Raw genomic sequence first — 18,667 nt, forward strand, 5'->3', positions numbered from 1 at the left:
TTTGCTTTATAATTAATTTTAGTATGTGATTTCATTGCAGATAAATTATACTAAAAAACAGGTCGAAGAGCTACCGCTCTTCGGCCTGTTTTACTTTTATGGGCTTTTTATTTTGAAACAGCCCCATTTTTATTTAATAAGCGTTTAAAAAATAATGAAAATATTCTCATTAAAATAAAAATAAACATTTTTTAAAACAAGAGTTACCACATTTAACTGATATTCTGTAGCTGAACATATAAATAAGGAGTGATAAATAATGGGTAATGAAAGAAACAATAAGGAAAAAAAACCTAGTTTTTTAGCTGCATTATCAGTTATAGTGTTTCTCTTTGTAATAATGGTTATACAAATCTTTGTATTGCATGAAGAATATGTAACACATATTACATTAATAATAGCGGCTGTATATGCGACTATTATAGCGTTTATATCTGGTTTTACTTGGGAAGATGTACAGAAAGCTATTCTTTATGGTTGTGAAATCGCAATGTTACCTATGCTAATCTTAATGCTTGTTGGTATTCTTATTGCTTCTTGGATACTAGCAGGAACTATCCCCACATTGATTTATTATGGACTTAAGGCTCTTTCTCCATCAGTTTTTTTAGTTACAGTTTGTTTTATATGTGCAGTTTCTTCAGTATCTACTGGAAGTTCTTGGACAACAGCGGCTACGTTTGGAGTAGCGTTTATGGGAATTGGATATGGACTTAACATTCCACCAGCTATGACTGCAGGTGCTATTATATCTGGAGCAATATTTGGAGATAAAATGTCTCCTTTATCAGATTCCACAAATTTAGCTGCAGGTGTAGCAGAGGCTAATTTGTTTGAACATATAAAATCAATGTTATATACAACAGGCCCAGCCTTTATAATTTCTCTTATACTTTACGCTATTTTAGGATTGAGATTTAAAGGTGGAATAATTGATACAAAAGAAATAGATATTATCTTAAATGGACTTAAGGAAAACTTTTTCATAAGCCCTGTAACTATAATACCAGCTATTGTTGTAGTGATTTTGGCAGTGAAAAAAGTTTCAGGTTTAGCAGTAATGGTTATAGCTTCTTTAGTTGGTGGGGTTTTTGCAATAGTTTTCCAAGGATATGGATTAGGAGAAATTCTTAGATTTATGAACGATGGATTTGTTTCAACTACAGGAATTGAACAAATAGATTCATTATTAAGTCGTGGTGGATTACAAAGCATGATGTGGACAATATCTCTTGGATTTATAGCATTAAGTTTCGGAGGGATTTTAGAGAAAACCAGAGTTTTAGAAGTATTATTAGAAAAGATGTCAGGATTAGTAAATAATGTTAGAGGGCTTATAACAACACATGTTTTATCAAGTATAGCAGTTAATCTATTTACTGCTAGTCAATTTATGGCTATACTTCTTCCAAGCCGCATGTTATTACCTGCTTATAAAAATTTAAATATACTTCCTCAGGTAAATTCTAGAACTTCAGAAGACTCTGCAACTGTTACATCACCATTAGTTCCCTGGGGACTATGTGGAGTGTTTTTTACTGGAGCATTAGGCGTACCTACAGTAGAATATATGCCTTATGTATTTCTCGCTTATATAACACCAATAATAGCTATTATATATGGAATAACAGATAAATTTATATTTAGAGAAGGAGATATAGAATCGTCTCAAACTTACAATGCTTTAGATTAATCAATGATGGAGGTGACATATTTAATTATGGATGTATCAACTATTTATAATATAAATAAATACATTAATCGTTTTAAGGTAGAAAAACTTTTAACTAAACTTATAGGGATATATAGTCCTTATCTTCAAGAACAGGAAGCTATGAACTATGTCTATAGTTGGCTTAAAGAAAAAGATATAGCTGTAAAATATCACAATTATACTGAAGATAAAATTCTTAATTATAAGGGTATCAATGTGATAGGAAGAATTAAAGGTCAAAAAAAAGGTCCAGTAGTTTTATTAAATGGACATTTAGATACAGTGAAAATATGTGAAGGTTGGACAAGAGAACCTTTAAAAGCAACAATTGAAGGAGATAGGCTATATGGATTGGGAGCTCTTGATATGAAATCTGGGGTAGTTGCTATAATGTTAGCTTTAGAAGCTTTTGTAAATACAGTAGGTGAATTTAATGGTGAAGTGTTATATACATTAGTATCTGATGAAGAAGGACCTTATGGTTTAGGAACAGATTCACTTATATTAGATGGAATTACAGATGATGTAGACGTAGCAATTGTTACAGAACCAAGTAGTGGATTTACAGGTATTGATTTTCCATGCTTATGTTTAGGGGCTAGAGGAGGCTGGAGTTATACAGTTGAATTTATTGGGAAATCTGCTCATGCAGCAAATCCAGAAGAAGGTATAAGTGCAATAAATGATGCGGCTAAAGTACTTTTGGAACTAGAAAAAGTTGAATTGAAAGAGGATGAAAAGCTTGGTAAAGGATCTAACTGTGTAATAGGAATATCTGGAGGAGGAGCTGCTTGTAGTGTTGCAGATAAGGCAGAATTTACTATTTTTAGGCATATAGTAAGACATGAAAATAAAGAATATATTATAAATGAAATCAATAAAGCAATAAAAAGAGCAAATATAAGGAGTAAAACTAATATAAAGTTTAGACAGTCACCTCATGAAGATAATGGTGGATTTCAGCCGTATATTGTAGACAAAGACAATCCATATACAAAAATTATTCAACAAAGTATAAAAGAGATTACTAATACTGAAGCTACAATTAGTTACTTTTCAAGTATAGGCGATTTTAATTACTTAGGTTCTAGGGTTAATGTACCTACTTTTGTATTTGGACCTTCTGGTGCCAATTATCACACAGCTGATGAATATGTATTACTAGACACAGTAGTTGAAACTTCACAAATAATATATGATTTTCTGGTTAAAACTCTAGTTAAAGATTTATAACTTCAATATATTTTAACCCTTTGTATTGCAATACAAAGGGCTAAAATATATTATTTTGAATATTATTGATCTTTATTTTTTCCTAAACGATGATAAAATAAAATATGTAATAATAATTTGATAAGTTTTTAGAGTTTAGTACTTAAGAAAGGGAGATATTGATGAAGGAAATGGATCTGCTTTTATATAACGGTACCATATTGACCATGGATGAGAAAAATACAGTTAAAGAATGGGTCGTAATTAAGAATGGTAGAATTTTTGATTTAGGAAATGGTGATGGATTTAAGAGATATATAGAAATTTCAAATGAAGTTATAGATTTATATGGAAAAACTCTATTACCAGGATTTTATGATAGTCATGTTCATTTGGTTCAAACGGGATTTAATCTTTTGTCGTTAGATGCAAGTAAAATAAAGTGTATACCTGAATTATTAGAGCTAATATGTAGTAAATCTAAAAAAACTGTAAATGGGGAACTAATAAGGGTAATTGGCTATGACGAATCTAAAGTTGCGGAAAAAAGGCTACCTACCAGGTATGAACTAGATAACTGTAGTCAAAATAATCCAGTTTGGGTGAATACAATTGAATACCATACTAGTGTTGTAAATTCTTTAGCTTTACATATGTTAAAGTTACCTTTTAATTTAGAAGGGGTAATGAGAGATGAAAGAAACCTTCCAGATGGTAGATTTATAAGCAAAGCTAGTTCAATGGTAAGAAATAATATATTTAATATGATTGATGATAATGTGAGAAAAGAAGGGGTTTCTAAAGCTTTAAATCTAGCTATAGAAAATGGAGTAACTTCCATCAATGCAATGGAAGGAGGATTTACATTTCATGATAAGGATGCAAAATTTATCTCTAGAAATAAAGATTTTTTTCCAATTGATATAATATTATTTTATCAAACAGTAGATGTAAAAAAAGTACTGAATGAAGGATTAAATAGGATAGGAGGTTGTATTTTTTTAGATGGATCATTTAATTCAAGAACAGCAGCTTTGTCTGAATCTTATTATGACGATAGTTCTACTAGTGGAATTCTTTATTTTAGTCAGGATGAGTTAAATAAATTTGTTTTAGAAGCTCATAAAAACAATATGCAAATAGCTATTCATGCCATTGGAGATAAAGCTATTGATCAAATTTTAAATGCTTATGAATATGCGTTATATTTATACCCTAAAAAAGACCATAGATATCGAATTGAACATTTTGAATTAGCAACAGAGAAACAGATTAACAGGGCAAAAAAATTAAATCTTATACTTTCAATGCAACCAGCTTATGAGTATTTTTGGGGAGGCGTTGGAGGAATGTATGATTTAAGATTAGGACCAAAAAGAAGTAAGACAACTAATCCTTTAAGAAAAATTGTTGACAAAGGTTTAATAATTGCAGGAGGTTCAGATAGTGATGTAACTCCTATAAGTCCAATATTAGGTATACACACTGCAGTTAATCATCCTACTGCTGAAAGCTCAGTTAGTGTTTTAGAAGCGATTAAAATGTTCACTATAAATGGAGCTAAATCAGTTTTTGAAGAAAATATAAAAGGTAGTATAGAGATAGGGAAATATGGAGATTTTGTTATTTTGGATAAAAATCCTTTGAACATTGAAAAAACTGACATTAAAGATATAAAGGTGGAAGGAACAATAAAGGAAGGTAATATACTTTTTATTGAGTAAAGGTGTGTTATAAAATGAAAAAATTAGAAATGTATATGCTTGGAAATTTAAAAATTATACTAGATGGAAAAGCAATAACTGATAATATAAGTTATAAAAGTGCAGGTCTTTTATCTTATCTTGCTGTAAATGAAGAAAGAACTTTTAGTAGGGACAAACTATCTTCACTATTTTGGGGAACCAGTAGTATGGAAGCTGCCAGGTATAATCTTAGATATAACCTCTGGTCTTTAAGAAAGATATTAGGTGATAATAAAAAGAAACTTAAGATTATAGATAGCCAGAAGGATACTTGTAAATTTAATTTACATAATAATATATATATTGATGTTTTCCATATGGAATCTATTTTAAAAAAATCATCAAAGCATGATATTAAAGAATATATAGAGAGTTTAGAAAAAGCTAAAAATATTTATAAAGGAGAATTTCTTGAAGGATTTTATATAAAAGATTGTCCAGAGTTTAATGATTGGATTTTTTTTGAGAGAGAGAGATTTCAAAGAACTTATTTTGATACCCTTTATAAGCTATCTGAGATATACAAAGAGAAAGGAAAATTTCTTAAAAGTATTGATAATTTAGAAGAGATGCTAACTATAAATCCATTACAAGAAGAAATATATGTAAAGTTAATTGAAATATATTTAGAAATGGGAGATCGAAGTACTGCATTATATCAATATGAAAGATGTTGTAGAATACTTAGAGAAGAGTTAAATATAAGTCCGATGGATGAGATAAAAGAAGTGTATAAAAGCATTAGAAATCATAGTGGACCAGCATTAGAATGTAAAAAGACAGAAGATAAAGAACTGTTAGAAGATGAAAATAAATGGATTATTTATAATGAGAACTTTACTGATAAGGATACTAAAATCCTCGCTATAGATTGTTATCCTATTAAAAATATTCAATACTATTGGATTTCCAATCTAGTAAAAGAAATAATAGATAATTATAATATTCAGGTTTTAGAAGGATTTCCAAAATACTATTGGAAAGATGTATATAGAATTGAAAGCTCTGTAGGTAGAATTACGGAAGGAATAGATTTGCAGGATAATTTAACAGTTATGACAGAAAAAAATAAAATTTTTTCTGCTGTTTTAGAATTATTATATAATATTACAAAAGAAAATTCTCTATCAATTTTTATAAAGAATATTCAATGGATGGATGAGATTTCATTTGATTTTTTTAAACTTATACTGTTTAAATATGAGAGGTTAAATTTACAGTTTACAATAACAGGAGATAAAAGTCATTACAGATTTAAAGAAATTAAAACATATTTTGATTTAAAAATGCTTTAATTATAGTATTTCAGTACCTTTTAATAGAAGTAAAGATATAATTAAGATAAACCATTTATTAAATCAAGCTTTTCTTTTCTAGTTAACTGTTTTATTTCATATTCTCTTTTTTGGGCAGAAATTTTGTCAGTATATTCCTCATAATATACAAGTTTTATAGGAAGCCTAGCTCTAGTATATTTAGCTCCTTTTCCTTTTGAATGGGTTTCTACTCTTTTATTTAGATTATTAGTCCAACCAGTATATAAAGTATCATCGGAACATTTAAGAATATATACATAGCACATTTTAATCACCAATAAAGATTATACCATAAAAGCCCCTTAAGGGGCTTTTATTAATTTGAAATAGGTATTAATTGTTCAACATTTGATATTATATTTGATATTATAAAGTATAAACCTAAAGCGGCAGGTGATTTAGTCAAAAACAATAGAGCAATTATAATACTAGGAATTAGCATTGATGCTGATAGTTTTGGTATTGTAGAATTTTTTATTGCTCCCATAGTAACTAATAAGCTAGGTAGTGCTTGACTTACTATATATATTATGGGAATTAAAAAATAAGGGTCTGGATGAGATAAATTATCTATCCAAGGTAATATAACTGTTGGAGCATTTACTATATTAGTAGAAAAAGCTCTATACATTGCTATGAATATAGGCATTTGTGCAAATAATAGTAAAAAGCCTATTCCACTACCAGGATTTTTCTTATATAAAGCTACCATTTCCTTATTAAGTGTTTCTTCATCATCTTTATATTTGGCTTTTAGTTCACTCATCTCTTTAGATAATTTTTGTTGTATTTTCATAGATTTTTTTTGTTTAATGCTGAAAGGCAATAGTGCTAGTTTAACTAAAATAGTAAAAACTATTATAGCAATACCATAGTCATTAGTAAAATTAAATATCATATTAAATAACTGGTTAAAAAGATTTGTCATAGTATTTTAAACCTCCCATTTAATTAATTAGTTTAGAGCTATAAATACTATGACTTAAGATTCAGACACAAATAGCCATATTAAGAATTTATTATATATGTTATAATTATCAACAGTAAGATTATTTATCCTTGTATATCTATTTAATACTTTATCAGCAGAATAATTTCTATATATAGGCCTATTAAAGCCTTTTAAAACAGTTTTAGAAATACATAAAAATAAAGTAAAAAATACAGAAAACAGAAATATTAATTGAATTATATCTACTTTAATCATAATATCACCAATCTATTATTTTTCATTATATATATTATACTAGATATAGAAGAATATTGGAATGGAATATTCAGTTTAAGATAGAGTTTAAATTAGTACTGTTTGGGTAGAAAAAATGTATTAAGTATTTAAATTCAGATAGGAGTGTGATACTTTGGATAAGTTTAAATTAAATAGTGAAGAAACTTTTTTACTTATTATTGATATTCAAGAAAGATTGGTTAATGCTATGAAATATGGAGAACAGGTAATAGATAAGACTGATATTTTAATATCTACTGCAGAAGAATTGAATATGCCAGTGATAGTTACAGAACAATATCCAAAAGGGTTAGGAAGTACAGTTCCACAATTAGAGTCTAAACTTAAAAGTGGGAAGAAGTTTGAAAAAATGAATTTTTCAGTTTATATAGATGAAATTAAAAATGCTATAGAAGAAACAGGTAGGAAGAAAGTTATAATTACAGGAATGGAAACACATGTATGTGTATTTCAAACAGCAAGGGATTTAATCAATAATGGCTATGAAGTATTTATAGCAAGTGACGGAGTTTGTTCAAGAACTAAACAAAATCATTTAAATGGTTTAGATTTAATAAAGTCCATGGGGGCTGTGATAACTAATACAGAAACAATTATATTTGATTTATTGGGGAAGGCTGGAACACCAGAGTTTAAAGTATTATCAAAACTTATAAAATAAATAAGAACTAAAATAAAACTACTAGACAAGGGTGTAAAATGCTAGAAAAGGATTTAATAGAAAAGAATGTAAAGAAGTTTTCATGGAAGGTATTGATTTAGAAAAGGAAAACGTATCTTTTAATGATCACCCAGGATATAAATACCCCTAAAGAATCTATTGATTTTATTCCTCTTGAAGAAGGGAATAAAATAGAAATAGGAGATTATTCTTTTGAAGTAGTTGATATACCTGGACATACTCCTGGTCATATTGGACTATATGAAAGAGATAAGAAAATATTTTTTTGTGGAGACTATGTATTAGATAGGATAACACCAAATATTGCATTTTAGGGATTTGAACAAGATATATTATCCACATACTTTGAAAGTTTAAAGAAATTATATGACTATGATATAGATTATCTTTTTACAGCCCATAGGAATATTATTAGAGATCATAAGAGAAGAGTTGATGAATTATTTAAACATCATAAAGAACGTCTTGATGAAATTAGAGAAATAATAAAATATGATAAAATGACTGTAAGAGATACAGCAGCTAAAATGCACTGGGATTTAAAAATTAATGAATGGAGTGAGTTTCCAAATCCACAAAAATGGTTTGCTTCAGGAGAAGCTATGTCCCATTTAGAACATCTTTACTCTATTGGAGATGCAGAAAGAACTAATAAAAATGGAGTTCTATATTACAAACTAAAGAAAGATTAGATAATTATAAATGTGATATTCTATTTAATAGAATATCACATTTATAATTATCTCTAAGAATTTTCAATTCCAAAGCCTATAAGACCACCCAATATTATTAACATAAGTATTATCAACATAAGAACTCTATCATATTGATTATTTCTTATATTGATTAGTAGAGATTTTATACACAGAAAATATATACTTCCTACAATGATGATAGTATAGCTAAGAAGACCATATTTATATATATACCACTTTAGTATTTCAGTAATAAAATTTAAACTAGGCGTTATTGAACTTAACCCCAATATATATTCCTCCTAAAAACCATTCCTTATGCAAAAACATTTTCTTTAATTTTTGTAATTAAATGGGCTAGTATAATTCCTAAAACTGCAGGGAACATCCAACCAAAACCACTATCAGCAAATGGAAGTGTTTGCACAATTTTTCCTATAAAAGAAGTATTAATGCCCATAGCAGATAGTCCATCTACTAGACTTACACAGAATGTTCCAATGGTTGCACCTAGATAAATCCTTTTATTTTCAATTAAATTATCAAATACATTTATAATTACTAATACAATTGCAATTGGATATACTATTTTTAATATAGGATCTGCAAATGTAATTATACTTTCAACACCTGTATTGGAAATTATTATGCTTATTATAGTCGATATAATGACAATAGTTTTATATTTCAATTTTCCTTTACTTACTTTGTTAAAGAAATGTCCCATAGTAGCAGTAAGACCAATAGATGTAGTAAGACAAGCAGAATAAACACATATACCTAATACTATTTCTCCTAAACTGCCCAATACTGTATTTGTTATATTAGTTGTTAGAGATACTTTTTCTATGCCTTGTGGGAAAACAGAACTACCTGTAGCTCCTAAGTATAAAAGTCCTCCATAAACAATTCCTAAACCAATGGCAGCAATAAATCCTGTTTTTGCAACTACTTTAAATTGTTCTTTTTTTGCAGTTATACCCCTATTTTTAATATCATCAACTATTATGCTGCCGAAGACTATTGCAGCAAGTAAATCCATAGTTTGATATCCTTCTCCAAAGCCTATAGAAAAGGGTTGGGACATTTTGGTGTTAATAGGTACTCCTATAGGGTTAGAAATTCCTTTGAAAATAATAGTTGATATCATAATTAAAAGTATAGGTGTTAAAAATTTTCCAATGACATCTACAATACTAGAAGGTTTTATTGTTAGAAATAGAGTAAGTCCAAAAAATATAATAGAACTTATAAATGGAGTTATTGAAGGAAATAATGGTTTTATTCCTAGTTCATAAGCAGTAGCTCCAGTTCTGGGTGTAGCTAGTAATGGTCCAATTAGTATTACTATTAATATACCGAAAACTATAGAAAATTTAGGACCAACTTTATTTAACAAGCTGTCAATAGACCCACCTGATATAGTTACAGACAGTACTCCAAGTATTGGAAGGCCTATGCCAGTTAGAGAAAAGCCTAGTAAGGCAGCTTTCCATTTTTCTCCTGCTCCTAAGCCAATAGATGGTGGAAAAATTAAATTTCCCGCACCAAAGAACATTGCAAATAATGCGAATCCAATAACTAGTATTTCTTTAGAGCTAAGTTTCTTCATCAACACATCCTCCTTAATTAAAGCCTTTTTCAATGCTATTTTTTATTATACCACAAATTGTTTTAAAATTCTAACATATGAATATTTTCAGACTATTGTTAAAAATATATCAATATTATGTAAAAAATATAGGATGAAATATCTATATATCTTTATGATAAAATAAAAGAATAAATAAATTGTTATAGGAAGGAGAAAAATATGGTTTTAGATAAAATTTATACAGGGGTTATTAACTTAGTTTTATTTTTTTCAATAATATTTTTTAGAAAAATAGTTCATAAGGAGGGAATTAAAAGCTTTTTGTTTCACTTTGACAAAAAGGGTAGAAAGTTTTTTTGGAAAGGATTTTTTAGTGGATTCTTGTTTTTTATCATATATTGCATTATAACGGTTATAACTAAACAGGGTAAAGTTCATGTATTTTATGGAGGTATAAAGGAAACATTAGTTATTATATTATCAGGATTATTTGCTTATTTAAGTGTTTCACTTTTAGAAGAATCATTTTTTAGAGGTTATGTTCTTGAAAAATTATCTAACGTTTTTCCAACGAATATTGCTGCAATCATTTCTTCAGTATTTTTTGGACTATTTCATATTCAAGCTTATTCAACAAGTAAAACTATCTTTATAGGAATTATAAATGCAGCTTTAATTGGGATAATATTGTCTACAGTTGTTATTAAGACAAAATCTATAATGTTACCTTTAGGATATCATTTATCCTGGAATTTAATACAAAGTATTTTATTTAATAATTATAAATATAATGTAAAAGGATTAATTGCTTTGGAAATAAAGGAAAACATATGGACAGGTTATTCTATTATACCTGAATCAGGCCTAATAATAACAAGTGTATGTATTATAATGCTTATTTATTTTAGATTTAGATTAAGAGATTATAGTAATTAATCCTATACTAAGTTTGAAATATGGACAAAAATAGAAAAAAGATATTTTATTTACACTATATATTATTTAATGTATTATAATCATAATATATATATTTTTAGTTTTATTGTGAAAGGATTGGTTTTGTTGGAAAAAGTGAGCATTGTAAAATGTGGTAATTATAGTTATAAAAAAGTAGAAAAAAAGGTTTTTCAATGTCTAGGTAATATTGAAGATTTAAATAAACAAATAAAAAGAGGAAGCAAAGTATTAGTAAAACCAGACTTGGCAAAAAAGAATTTTCTAGATGAGGCGGTGACAACTCATCCTTATATAGTAGAAGGAGTAGTTAGATATTTACAAAATTTAGGTTGCGAGGTGATTATAGGAGACAGTCCAGAAGGGCCTTTTGATGAAAAAACTCTTAGAACTACATATAAAGCTACAGGCATGTTTGAAGTACAAAAAAGGACTGGTTGTCAACTTAATTTTGACACTTCCTATGTAGAAGTGAAAAATAATAATGGGAAATTTTTAAAAAGCATGAAAATTGTTAAAAGTTTCAATGAAGTGGATCTTATTATATCTGTTGCTAAACTAAAAACTCATACTATGATGATTTATACTGGAGGTGTAAAAAATTTATTTGGAATAATACCAGGATTAACTAAAGCTGATTACCGTTTAAGAATGAATAGTATCGATGATTTTTCAAATGCATTGGTAGATGTATCTGAATATATAAAACCCATTTTTTCTATAATAGATGCTATTGAAGGAATGGAAGGAGATGGACCATTCTTAGGTGATAAAAGATCTGTAGGGCTTATTATGGCTTCACAAAATATCTATGCTTTAGATATGGTAGCATCATATATAATGGGCATAGAGCCATCATCCATACCTACTATAAATACAGCAAAGGAAAGAGAAATATTTAATGGAGACATTGATAGTATAGAAATATTAGGAGAAGAACTTAAGGATATAGTTGTAAAACCTTTCAAATCTTCAACTGTATCTAGTGTATATTCTATTAGAGGAAAAACTCCTAAATTTCTTGAAAAATGGATTTTAAATAATTTAGTACCAAGACCTATATTCAATCATGATATTTGTATTTCTTGTAAAACATGTGCTAACAATTGTCCATCTAAATCTATAGATATATCAAGTGGATATCCAGATGTAGATCTAAAACAATGTATTAGATGTTTTTCCTGCTATGAACTATGTCCTAAAGGAACAGTAGAGATTAAGAAAAGTAAGAAATAGCTGTAGAAGGTCAGAAAATAAATAATAAATTTAGTCAGTATATATGAAGATTATGACAAATTGTGTTTAGTAATATAAGAATGTTGTGAAGAGAATAATATAGAGTTTAAGTTATGATATGAATAATTCGAGATAAAAGATAATCACCCTGTGGGGGTTTACAGGGTGATTATAGCAACTTAATCACCTAGTGGTAGGGGCATTTATGTGGATCTGATTATCTTTATTTTTATCATATCATTAAAGTCTATATATTACTCCACAGGCAAGTCGTTTTCCAGAGTTTCCAGCTGGCTGGGTTCTGTAATCATCAGGATTTTCATGAATTATAATAGATTTTCCTATGACATCATCAGGTTTAAATTTATTCGTAAAAAAGCTCATTCTTGCATAGCCATCGTTGGAAAAAAGAACAGGAAAATCTCCAGCATGGTTTCCGTGAGGTTGATTTGTTGGATTCCAATGTTCTCCAGCAGATTCAAATGGGTTCTCAGGATCTTCTACATTACAAAATCCAAATTCATGTATATGGAATCCATGAGGTCCTATAGGAGATTGGCTATTTTCAGCTGGTTTATAGGGTGGAAGTCCCCAAACTTCCACAAATACTTCTGTTCCACCTGGCACATCAGAAAATGTTACTGCACCATGTATATAGGGAGCCAATGGACCACCCTTTATTTCAGCTATAGCAGCATTAGGTACGTGGTTAATATTATTATAGTACATATAAAAAACCTCCTTTTTAACTATATTATGAAGAATTATTTAAAAAGTGAGTTAAGTTATAAAATGTGTATATATTAATAAGAAAGGGGAGAATTGTATGAATTATAAAATTGTTAAATGCATTAACAATCCTAAAGATTTTTCTAAGAAACTTTTCGAAGATTTAGGTATAGGAATTGAAATACAAGACTTTGCTAGTCCTAATTTACTAGATAATGGTTGGGAAAATAGATTAATGGAATATAAAGACTTGACTAAAAATTTTAAAGGTGTTATATCTTTACATGGCAGTTTCTTAGATTTGAACCCATCAAGTCCAGATAATAAAATTAGAGAAATTACTTGGGATAGATATATACATTCATTAAATATAGCAAAAAAATTAGAAGCAAAATATATAGTTTTTCATAGTCAAATAAATCCTTGGCTTAAAGATCCTGAAATAAAAATAATTAAAGATAAAAGAGCTGGTATATTTTGGAGAAAAGTTATAAATAATTATGATATTAAAATTTTAATAGAAAATGTTTTTGAGGATGATCCAAAAGAATTAGCAAATCTAATAGATGAAATAGATCATCCAAATATTAAAATTTGCTTAGATATAGGTCATGCTAATCTTAGTAAAGAAACTCAAATTAAAGATTGGTTTGATATATTAGGTGATAGAATAGAATATATCCACCTACATTGGAATAATGAAGTTTATGATGAACATAATATGCCAACAAATTTTAATTTAAAATATTTCAATAAACTATTGAAAGAATATGAAATATCTCCTATTATTGCTTTAGAATATGAGGTAGAAGATGTAGCAAGAGAAGTTGATAGAGTAAGAGAATTTTCAAATAAAAATTAGAAAGGAGGATTTTAAATGAATCAAATTGGAATGGGAACATTTGGATTTCTAAGTATTATTGTATTTATCATTCAATTTGCAAAGGAAATATTACTCATTTTTTTAATGTACAAAGGTATAAAAGTTTTAAATATCTATATTAACAAAAATAGAAGTCAAAAAAAAGATGATGCTAAGGAAATAAATAAGAGAAATTTAGAAAATGAAGAAGAAAAAAGAATTCAATAAATTTTCATATGGTTTATTAATAAAAACTGTTATTAAATTAATAGCAGTTTTTTTATTTAACATGAGGACTTTTAATATATAAGTTTTAAAAATTTGTATAGAATATATAATAAGTATATAATAAAGACATAAATAAGATTAAAAAAATTCAAATAATTATTAATAGATAGAAAAGGAATTTTAACTCTGGAAAGTAGGGGAGAAAATGCATAGTCCAACATATGGGGAAGTTTCTTATAGTAAAATGATTCAAATCATTAAAAATTTTATATCTAAATCACCAGATAGTATGTATAATATTTCTGTTGGAACTGATAGCCAAAATTTTGGCTATACAAAAACAGTAGTAGTGGTAGCTATTCATAGAGTAGGAAATGGGGGAATATTTTTTTATGATGTAAAAAAGGTAAAGAAAATAACTAATATTACTCAAAAATTATTCTTTGAAACAAGTATGAGTTTAGAAATAGCTATAGCTTTATCAAAGGCATTGGAACAAGAAAAAATAGACTTTGGTATAAGTATACATGTAGATGCAGGTGAAAATGGTAAAACATCTAAGATAATTCCAGAGATAGTAGGTTGGATAAAAGCTTGTGGGTTCAATTGTGAAACTAAGCCTAATTCTTATGCTGCTTCTTCTATAGCAGATAAATATTCTAAATAATAAAAATTGCTAGTGGAAAATCACTAGCAATTTTTATTTATTTGACTAAGGCATTGATTTTAATAGATAGATTTGAGAAAATAAAGAAGAAGGATAGAGGACAGAAAGGTGATATATATGATGGATAAAAATATAGGTCTTATATTAGAAGGTGGAGGAATGAGAGGAGCTTATACATCGGGAGTATTGGCCGCTTTCATGGATGAATCTATAAAATTTCCTTATGTAATAGGGGTTTCAGCAGGAGCAAGTAATGGGGCAAATTACGTGTCTGAACAGAGGGAAAGAAATAAAAAAGTTTTTATTGATCATGTAAAGGATAAAGAGTATTCAGGGTTTAAACATTGGATTAAAGAGAAAAGTTATTTCAATATGGACTTTTTATATGACAAGCTTCCAAATAAAATAGTTCCCTTTGATTATGAAACTTTTGAAAAGTCAGAGGTAGTATTTAAAACTTGTGTAACTCATTGTAAAACTGGCAAACCAGTTTACTTTGAAAAAAATGATTTTGATGCAAAATATTATGGAGAAGTTATACTTAGAGCATCAAGTAGTTTACCTATTATATCACAGCCAGTAGAAATCAATGGTGAGTTATATTATGATGGTGGAATAACAGATTCTATACCTATAGAAAAATCTATTGAAGATAAAAATGAGTATAATGTAGTTATACTCACAAGAAATAAAGGATACAGAAAGAATGCTCAGAAATTAGGATTAATAACTAAAAGAAGATTAAAAAAGTATCCTCAACTTTTTCAAGCCATTAATACTAGGCATATTAGATATAATAAAGTATTAGATAAAATAGATAGATTGGAAAGTGAAAACAAGGTTTTCATATTTAGGCCTATTAAAGAAATAAAAGTAGATAGATTGGAAAGGAATACTTCTAAGTTAAATGATTTATATGAACAAGGCTATAAAGAAACTATAAGACAAATGGATAGTCTTAAAGAGTGGATCAATAATATTTAATTATAGAGATTAAATATTATAAAAGTCTTTAGCATACCTTCTTTCTATATTTAGTATATATTTATAGGAAGGAGGTATATTTTGAATATAATTACTGATGGTATGGATATTGTTATAGATTTCTTAAAAGAATCTAATTTTAATGAAAAAAAATTCAAACAATATATTTCTTCACCTCAAATGAAGATTTTTCTGAGGCATGAAAAAAGGCTAAAAAGACAGACGAATAAAGAAACAGTAAAAAAGGAACTAAAAAGGGTCTTTTTAAATGAAGGCTATGAAGATAATTATGGATTTTATGTATTAAGGAGAAATATTATTCAATTAGAAAAAGATGTTAAATATGTTAAAGAAAATGAAAAGGAAATTATTAAAAGAGTATCTACACATGTATATAAGTATTTACCAGATAAAATGGAGATAAATCCTAATATAGTTATATATATAGGAGGTTTAGATGGAGGGTTTGCTACCTTTACTAGAGATGTATATATAAATATAGGTAGATATATTGGAAACTTAAAAGAATTTGAAAAAGTTTTAGCTCATGAGTTTTATCATGCAAGGCATATTTCTATTAAGAAAAAAGCTGTTTTATTTTTTAAAATAAATTTTCATCCTGAAAAGGTTATGTATGATAGTTTAGGAAGAATATTGGAGGAAGGTATAGCTTGTCTTGTACAGCATGGAAGTAGTTTTCACATTGATGATCCTATAGGAACTTTGACAAATAGGGATATGCTTCTAAGTAAGGATTATTTTGAAATTTTAAATAGAGCACTTCAATCAATAAAGGATGAAAAGCCAGATTATAGATTAATATGTAGAATAAATCCTTATGTATTAGGATATATAATATCAAAAACTATTTATAAAGATAAAGGCCTCCCTATTTTAGATGAGTGGACGTTAAATTTTAACTATAAAAAACCTATAAAAACCTATATAAATATATGTAGAAAGAAAGGTAAACCTTCAGGTTTTAACAGTGAAATTGAAGAATGGATAATTAATTTGTAAAATTATAGAGAAAACTAATATTATAAGATTTACATATTAATGGTATAATTTTCATAAATATTATAATAAGAAAGTATTAATATAAAATATCAAGAAAATTTTTTACTTGACTTTAGATATCTAGCCATTAAATAGAAAATATGATAAAATTATAACGAAAACAAAAATATTTATAAAATTTTATAAGGGTGATGTCATGTTAGGTTTTTTCAAAAAAAATAAAATAATAGAAATTATATCCCCAGCAACTGGTAGAATAATACCAATTGAGGAAGTAGAAGATGAAACTTTTGCTAAAAAAAGAACTGGAGACGGTATAGCAGTAGAGTTGACAGATGGAAAGATTATAGCTCCTTTTGATGGTGAAATAATCAGTATGTATAATGCTAACCATTGTTTAGTTATAAGGTCAGAAGATGGAATAGAGCTTTTAATACATATTGGTATAGATACTATAAAGCTTAAAGGAGAAGGTTTTAAAAAATATGTGGAGTTAAATGATAAGGTAAACAAAGGTGATACTATATTAGAAGCAGATATAGATTTATTAAAATCTAAAAATAAATCTGTTGTTACTCCTATAATTATAACTAATAGAAGAAGAATAGATTCCATAGAAAAGATGAAAGGAAATGTGGAAAAAGGGAAAGATAAAATAATGAACATAAAAGTGAAAAAAGAATAGTAAAATTAAATAACCTACTATTAATTGTAGGTTATTTTTAAACCTAATATTGAAATGATTTTTCATATAGTGTAAAGAATATTGAAAAAATATTCCGAATATGTTATCATTTATATATAGAAAATTATTAATCACTATGTGAAAGAAAGGTGATACCAAATATGGATCTAAATGAACTAGTAACAGAAAGTATAAATGAAGATACTAAAAATATAGATAAGGTGTCTACCTTAGAAATGCTAAGAATGATGAATGAAGAAGATAAAAAAGTGGCATTGGCTGTAGAAAAAGAACTTCCAAGTATTGCAGAAGCAATTGATATAATATCTAAAAAAGTTTATGAAGGTGGAAGACTTATTTATATTGGAGCAGGAACTAGTGGGAGAATAGGCATATTAGATGCTTCAGAATGTCCACCTACTTTTGGTGTAGAACCTACACTTGTACAGGGAATAATAGCAGGAGGACATAAGGCTATATTTCAAGCTATAGAAGGTGCAGAAGATAGTAAAGAATTGGCAGTAAAAGATTTGAAAAAAATAGAATTTACTTCAAAAGATACATTAGTGGGTTTAGCAGCAAGCGGGAAAACCCCCTATACAATTGGTGGGTTAGAATATGCTAATGAAATAGGCGGCTTTACTGTAGGTATTACATGTAATCCAGCTTCAGATTTATTAAAGGTAGCACAAGTACCAATAAATCCAGTTGTAGGTCCAGAAGTAATATCAGGTTCTACGAGATTAAAAGCAGGTACTGCACAGAAAATGGTGCTCAATATGATATCTACAGGAATAATGGTAAAATTAGGTAAGGTTTATGGCAATTTAATGGTGGATGTAAGGGCACAAAATGCTAAATTAATTGAAAGAACAAAAAGATTAGTTATTGAAGCAACAGGGGTTTCAAAAGAAGAGGCAACAAAAGTTTTAGAAGATACTGATTATGATGTGAAGTTAGCAATAATGGCAATAGAAACAAAATTAGATTTAGATGAGGCAAAGAAAGTATTAATAAAAAATAAAGGATATTTGAGTAAGTCTATTAAAGAGGGGATTTCTTAGTAAAGCCTCAAAATAAAAGATTAAAAGGGGG

21 protein-coding genes are annotated in these 18,667 nt (G+C 27.8%); 16 read left to right on the plus strand and 5 right to left on the minus strand.

Annotation, left to right across the window (positions count from 1 at the left end; translation table 11 throughout):
• The first annotated feature begins 259 nt into the window (after nt 1–259).
• The 4 genes from nhaC to NSA23_RS13840 all read left to right on the plus strand — a co-directional run bounded on the left by nhaC (nt 260) and on the right by NSA23_RS13840 (nt 5,966).
• Complete coding sequence (gene nhaC / locus NSA23_RS13825) at nt 260–1,693, plus strand: Na+/H+ antiporter NhaC (RefSeq protein ID WP_042683178.1); 1,434 nt, start codon at nt 260–262, stop codon at nt 1,691–1,693.
• 27 nt (nt 1,694–1,720) lie between these two features.
• Nucleotides 1,721–2,947, plus strand: coding sequence for a M20 family metallopeptidase (locus tag NSA23_RS13830; RefSeq protein ID WP_042683179.1), 1,227 nt, complete (start codon nt 1,721–1,723; stop codon nt 2,945–2,947).
• 161 nt (nt 2,948–3,108) lie between these two features.
• Entirely contained in the window at nt 3,109–4,650 is a 1,542-nt protein-coding gene (locus NSA23_RS13835; RefSeq protein ID WP_042683180.1) for an amidohydrolase, read from the plus strand.
• Nucleotides 4,651–4,664: 14 nt separating this feature from the next.
• Nucleotides 4,665–5,966 carry an AfsR/SARP family transcriptional regulator gene (locus NSA23_RS13840; protein WP_042683181.1) on the plus strand — a complete coding sequence of 434 codons (1,302 nt, stop codon included), beginning with the start codon at nt 4,665–4,667 and terminating at the stop codon, nt 5,964–5,966.
• A 41-nt stretch (nt 5,967–6,007) separates the two neighbouring features.
• Here NSA23_RS13840 and NSA23_RS13845 read toward each other — a convergent pair whose 3' ends face one another.
• Both NSA23_RS13845 and NSA23_RS13850 read right to left on the minus strand, forming a co-directional pair.
• Nucleotides 6,008–6,253, minus strand: a complete 246-nt coding sequence (locus NSA23_RS13845) for a GIY-YIG nuclease family protein (RefSeq protein ID WP_042683182.1) — start codon at nt 6,251–6,253, stop codon at nt 6,008–6,010.
• 50 nt (nt 6,254–6,303) lie between these two features.
• Nucleotides 6,304–6,915: a YidC/Oxa1 family membrane protein insertase gene (locus NSA23_RS13850; protein WP_042683183.1), complete on the minus strand. Its 612-nt coding sequence runs from the start codon at nt 6,913–6,915 to the stop codon at nt 6,304–6,306.
• A gap of 433 nt (nt 6,916–7,348) precedes the next feature.
• On the opposite strand from NSA23_RS13850, the gene NSA23_RS13855 reads away from it, so the two are divergent.
• The 3 genes from NSA23_RS13855 (at nt 7,349) to NSA23_RS13865 (ending at nt 8,610) form a co-directional block, all read left to right on the plus strand.
• Entirely contained in the window at nt 7,349–7,897 is a 549-nt protein-coding gene (locus NSA23_RS13855; RefSeq protein WP_042683185.1) for a hydrolase, read from the plus strand.
• A gap of 122 nt (nt 7,898–8,019) precedes the next feature.
• Nucleotides 8,020–8,232 carry an MBL fold metallo-hydrolase gene (locus NSA23_RS13860; protein ID WP_050069885.1) on the plus strand — a complete coding sequence of 71 codons (213 nt, stop codon included), beginning with the start codon at nt 8,020–8,022 and terminating at the stop codon, nt 8,230–8,232.
• Between the two features lie 186 nt (nt 8,233–8,418).
• Complete coding sequence (locus tag NSA23_RS13865) at nt 8,419–8,610, plus strand: hypothetical protein (protein ID WP_050069886.1); 192 nt, start codon at nt 8,419–8,421, stop codon at nt 8,608–8,610.
• A 53-nt stretch (nt 8,611–8,663) separates the two neighbouring features.
• On the opposite strand, the gene NSA23_RS13870 is transcribed toward NSA23_RS13865, so the two are convergent.
• Both NSA23_RS13870 and brnQ read right to left on the minus strand, forming a co-directional pair.
• Entirely contained in the window at nt 8,664–8,903 is a 240-nt protein-coding gene (locus NSA23_RS13870; protein ID WP_042683186.1) for a hypothetical protein, read from the minus strand.
• A 26-nt stretch (nt 8,904–8,929) separates the two neighbouring features.
• On the minus strand, nt 8,930–10,225 hold the full coding sequence (gene brnQ, locus NSA23_RS13875; RefSeq protein ID WP_042683187.1) for a branched-chain amino acid transport system II carrier protein: 1,296 nt from the start codon (nt 10,223–10,225) through the stop codon (nt 8,930–8,932).
• Nucleotides 10,226–10,426: 201 nt separating this feature from the next.
• Here brnQ and NSA23_RS13880 point away from each other — a divergent pair, with 201 nt between their 5' ends.
• Nucleotides 10,427–11,143: a CPBP family intramembrane glutamic endopeptidase gene (locus tag NSA23_RS13880; protein ID WP_042683188.1), complete on the plus strand. Its 717-nt coding sequence runs from the start codon at nt 10,427–10,429 to the stop codon at nt 11,141–11,143.
• A 135-nt stretch (nt 11,144–11,278) separates the two neighbouring features.
• On the plus strand, nt 11,279–12,397 hold the full coding sequence (locus tag NSA23_RS13885; RefSeq protein ID WP_257490629.1) for a DUF362 domain-containing protein: 1,119 nt from the start codon (nt 11,279–11,281) through the stop codon (nt 12,395–12,397).
• A 240-nt stretch (nt 12,398–12,637) separates the two neighbouring features.
• On the opposite strand, the gene NSA23_RS13890 is transcribed toward NSA23_RS13885, so the two are convergent.
• Nucleotides 12,638–13,126: a superoxide dismutase family protein gene (locus NSA23_RS13890; RefSeq protein WP_257490630.1), complete on the minus strand. Its 489-nt coding sequence runs from the start codon at nt 13,124–13,126 to the stop codon at nt 12,638–12,640.
• Between the two features lie 97 nt (nt 13,127–13,223).
• On the opposite strand from NSA23_RS13890, the gene NSA23_RS13895 reads away from it, so the two are divergent.
• The 7 genes from NSA23_RS13895 to murQ all read left to right on the plus strand — a co-directional run bounded on the left by NSA23_RS13895 (nt 13,224) and on the right by murQ (nt 18,636).
• Nucleotides 13,224–13,988 (plus strand): sugar phosphate isomerase/epimerase family protein, encoded by a 765-nt coding sequence (locus tag NSA23_RS13895; RefSeq protein ID WP_042683191.1) that lies wholly within the window; start codon nt 13,224–13,226, stop codon nt 13,986–13,988.
• A gap of 15 nt (nt 13,989–14,003) precedes the next feature.
• The gene (locus NSA23_RS13900) at nt 14,004–14,216 is read left to right on the plus strand and encodes a hypothetical protein (RefSeq protein WP_042683192.1); all 213 of its coding nucleotides are present in this window, start codon (nt 14,004–14,006) and stop codon (nt 14,214–14,216) included.
• A gap of 205 nt (nt 14,217–14,421) precedes the next feature.
• Complete coding sequence (locus tag NSA23_RS13905; RefSeq protein WP_042683193.1) at nt 14,422–14,883, plus strand: ribonuclease H-like YkuK family protein; 462 nt, start codon at nt 14,422–14,424, stop codon at nt 14,881–14,883.
• Nucleotides 14,884–15,003: 120 nt separating this feature from the next.
• Nucleotides 15,004–15,867 (plus strand): patatin-like phospholipase family protein, encoded by an 864-nt coding sequence (locus NSA23_RS13910; protein WP_257490631.1) that lies wholly within the window; start codon nt 15,004–15,006, stop codon nt 15,865–15,867.
• An 81-nt stretch (nt 15,868–15,948) separates the two neighbouring features.
• The gene (locus NSA23_RS13915; protein ID WP_257490632.1) at nt 15,949–16,887 is read left to right on the plus strand and encodes a DUF5700 domain-containing putative Zn-dependent protease; all 939 of its coding nucleotides are present in this window, start codon (nt 15,949–15,951) and stop codon (nt 16,885–16,887) included.
• Between the two features lie 196 nt (nt 16,888–17,083).
• A complete protein-coding gene (locus NSA23_RS13920; protein WP_042683196.1) occupies nt 17,084–17,572 on the plus strand; it encodes a PTS sugar transporter subunit IIA in 489 nt (162 codons plus the stop codon).
• 161 nt (nt 17,573–17,733) lie between these two features.
• Nucleotides 17,734–18,636 (plus strand): N-acetylmuramic acid 6-phosphate etherase, encoded by a 903-nt coding sequence (gene murQ / locus NSA23_RS13925; RefSeq protein WP_257490633.1) that lies wholly within the window; start codon nt 17,734–17,736, stop codon nt 18,634–18,636.
• Nucleotides 18,637–18,667 lie beyond the last annotated feature (31 nt).

The sequence above is a fragment of the Anaerosalibacter massiliensis genome (assembly GCF_024623155.1).
GTDB lineage: Bacteria > Bacillota > Clostridia > Tissierellales > Sporanaerobacteraceae > Anaerosalibacter > Anaerosalibacter massiliensis.

Excerpts from the sequence above, each read along its gene's own strand:
- nhaC (WP_042683178.1), top strand. The coding sequence starts at position 260 with ATGGGTAATGAAAGAAACAATAAGGAAAAAAAACCTAGTTTTTTAGCT.
- NSA23_RS13830 (WP_042683179.1), top strand. The coding sequence starts at position 1,721 with ATGGATGTATCAACTATTTATAATATAAATAAATACATTAATCGTTTT.
- NSA23_RS13835 (WP_042683180.1), top strand. The coding sequence starts at position 3,109 with ATGAAGGAAATGGATCTGCTTTTATATAACGGTACCATATTGACCATG.
- NSA23_RS13840 (WP_042683181.1), top strand. The coding sequence starts at position 4,665 with ATGAAAAAATTAGAAATGTATATGCTTGGAAATTTAAAAATTATACTA.
- NSA23_RS13845 (WP_042683182.1), bottom strand. The coding sequence starts at position 6,253 with ATGTGCTATGTATATATTCTTAAATGTTCCGATGATACTTTATATACT.
- NSA23_RS13850 (WP_042683183.1), bottom strand. The coding sequence starts at position 6,915 with ATGACAAATCTTTTTAACCAGTTATTTAATATGATATTTAATTTTACT.
- NSA23_RS13860 (WP_050069885.1), top strand. The coding sequence starts at position 8,020 with ATGATCACCCAGGATATAAATACCCCTAAAGAATCTATTGATTTTATT.
- NSA23_RS13865 (WP_050069886.1), top strand. The coding sequence starts at position 8,419 with ATGACTGTAAGAGATACAGCAGCTAAAATGCACTGGGATTTAAAAATT.
- brnQ (WP_042683187.1), bottom strand. The coding sequence starts at position 10,225 with ATGAAGAAACTTAGCTCTAAAGAAATACTAGTTATTGGATTCGCATTA.
- NSA23_RS13880 (WP_042683188.1), top strand. The coding sequence starts at position 10,427 with ATGGTTTTAGATAAAATTTATACAGGGGTTATTAACTTAGTTTTATTT.
- NSA23_RS13890 (WP_257490630.1), bottom strand. The coding sequence starts at position 13,126 with ATGTACTATAATAATATTAACCACGTACCTAATGCTGCTATAGCTGAA.
- NSA23_RS13895 (WP_042683191.1), top strand. The coding sequence starts at position 13,224 with ATGAATTATAAAATTGTTAAATGCATTAACAATCCTAAAGATTTTTCT.
- NSA23_RS13900 (WP_042683192.1), top strand. The coding sequence starts at position 14,004 with ATGAATCAAATTGGAATGGGAACATTTGGATTTCTAAGTATTATTGTA.
- NSA23_RS13905 (WP_042683193.1), top strand. The coding sequence starts at position 14,422 with ATGCATAGTCCAACATATGGGGAAGTTTCTTATAGTAAAATGATTCAA.
- NSA23_RS13910 (WP_257490631.1), top strand. The coding sequence starts at position 15,004 with ATGGATAAAAATATAGGTCTTATATTAGAAGGTGGAGGAATGAGAGGA.
- NSA23_RS13920 (WP_042683196.1), top strand. The coding sequence starts at position 17,084 with ATGTTAGGTTTTTTCAAAAAAAATAAAATAATAGAAATTATATCCCCA.
- murQ (WP_257490633.1), top strand. The coding sequence starts at position 17,734 with ATGGATCTAAATGAACTAGTAACAGAAAGTATAAATGAAGATACTAAA.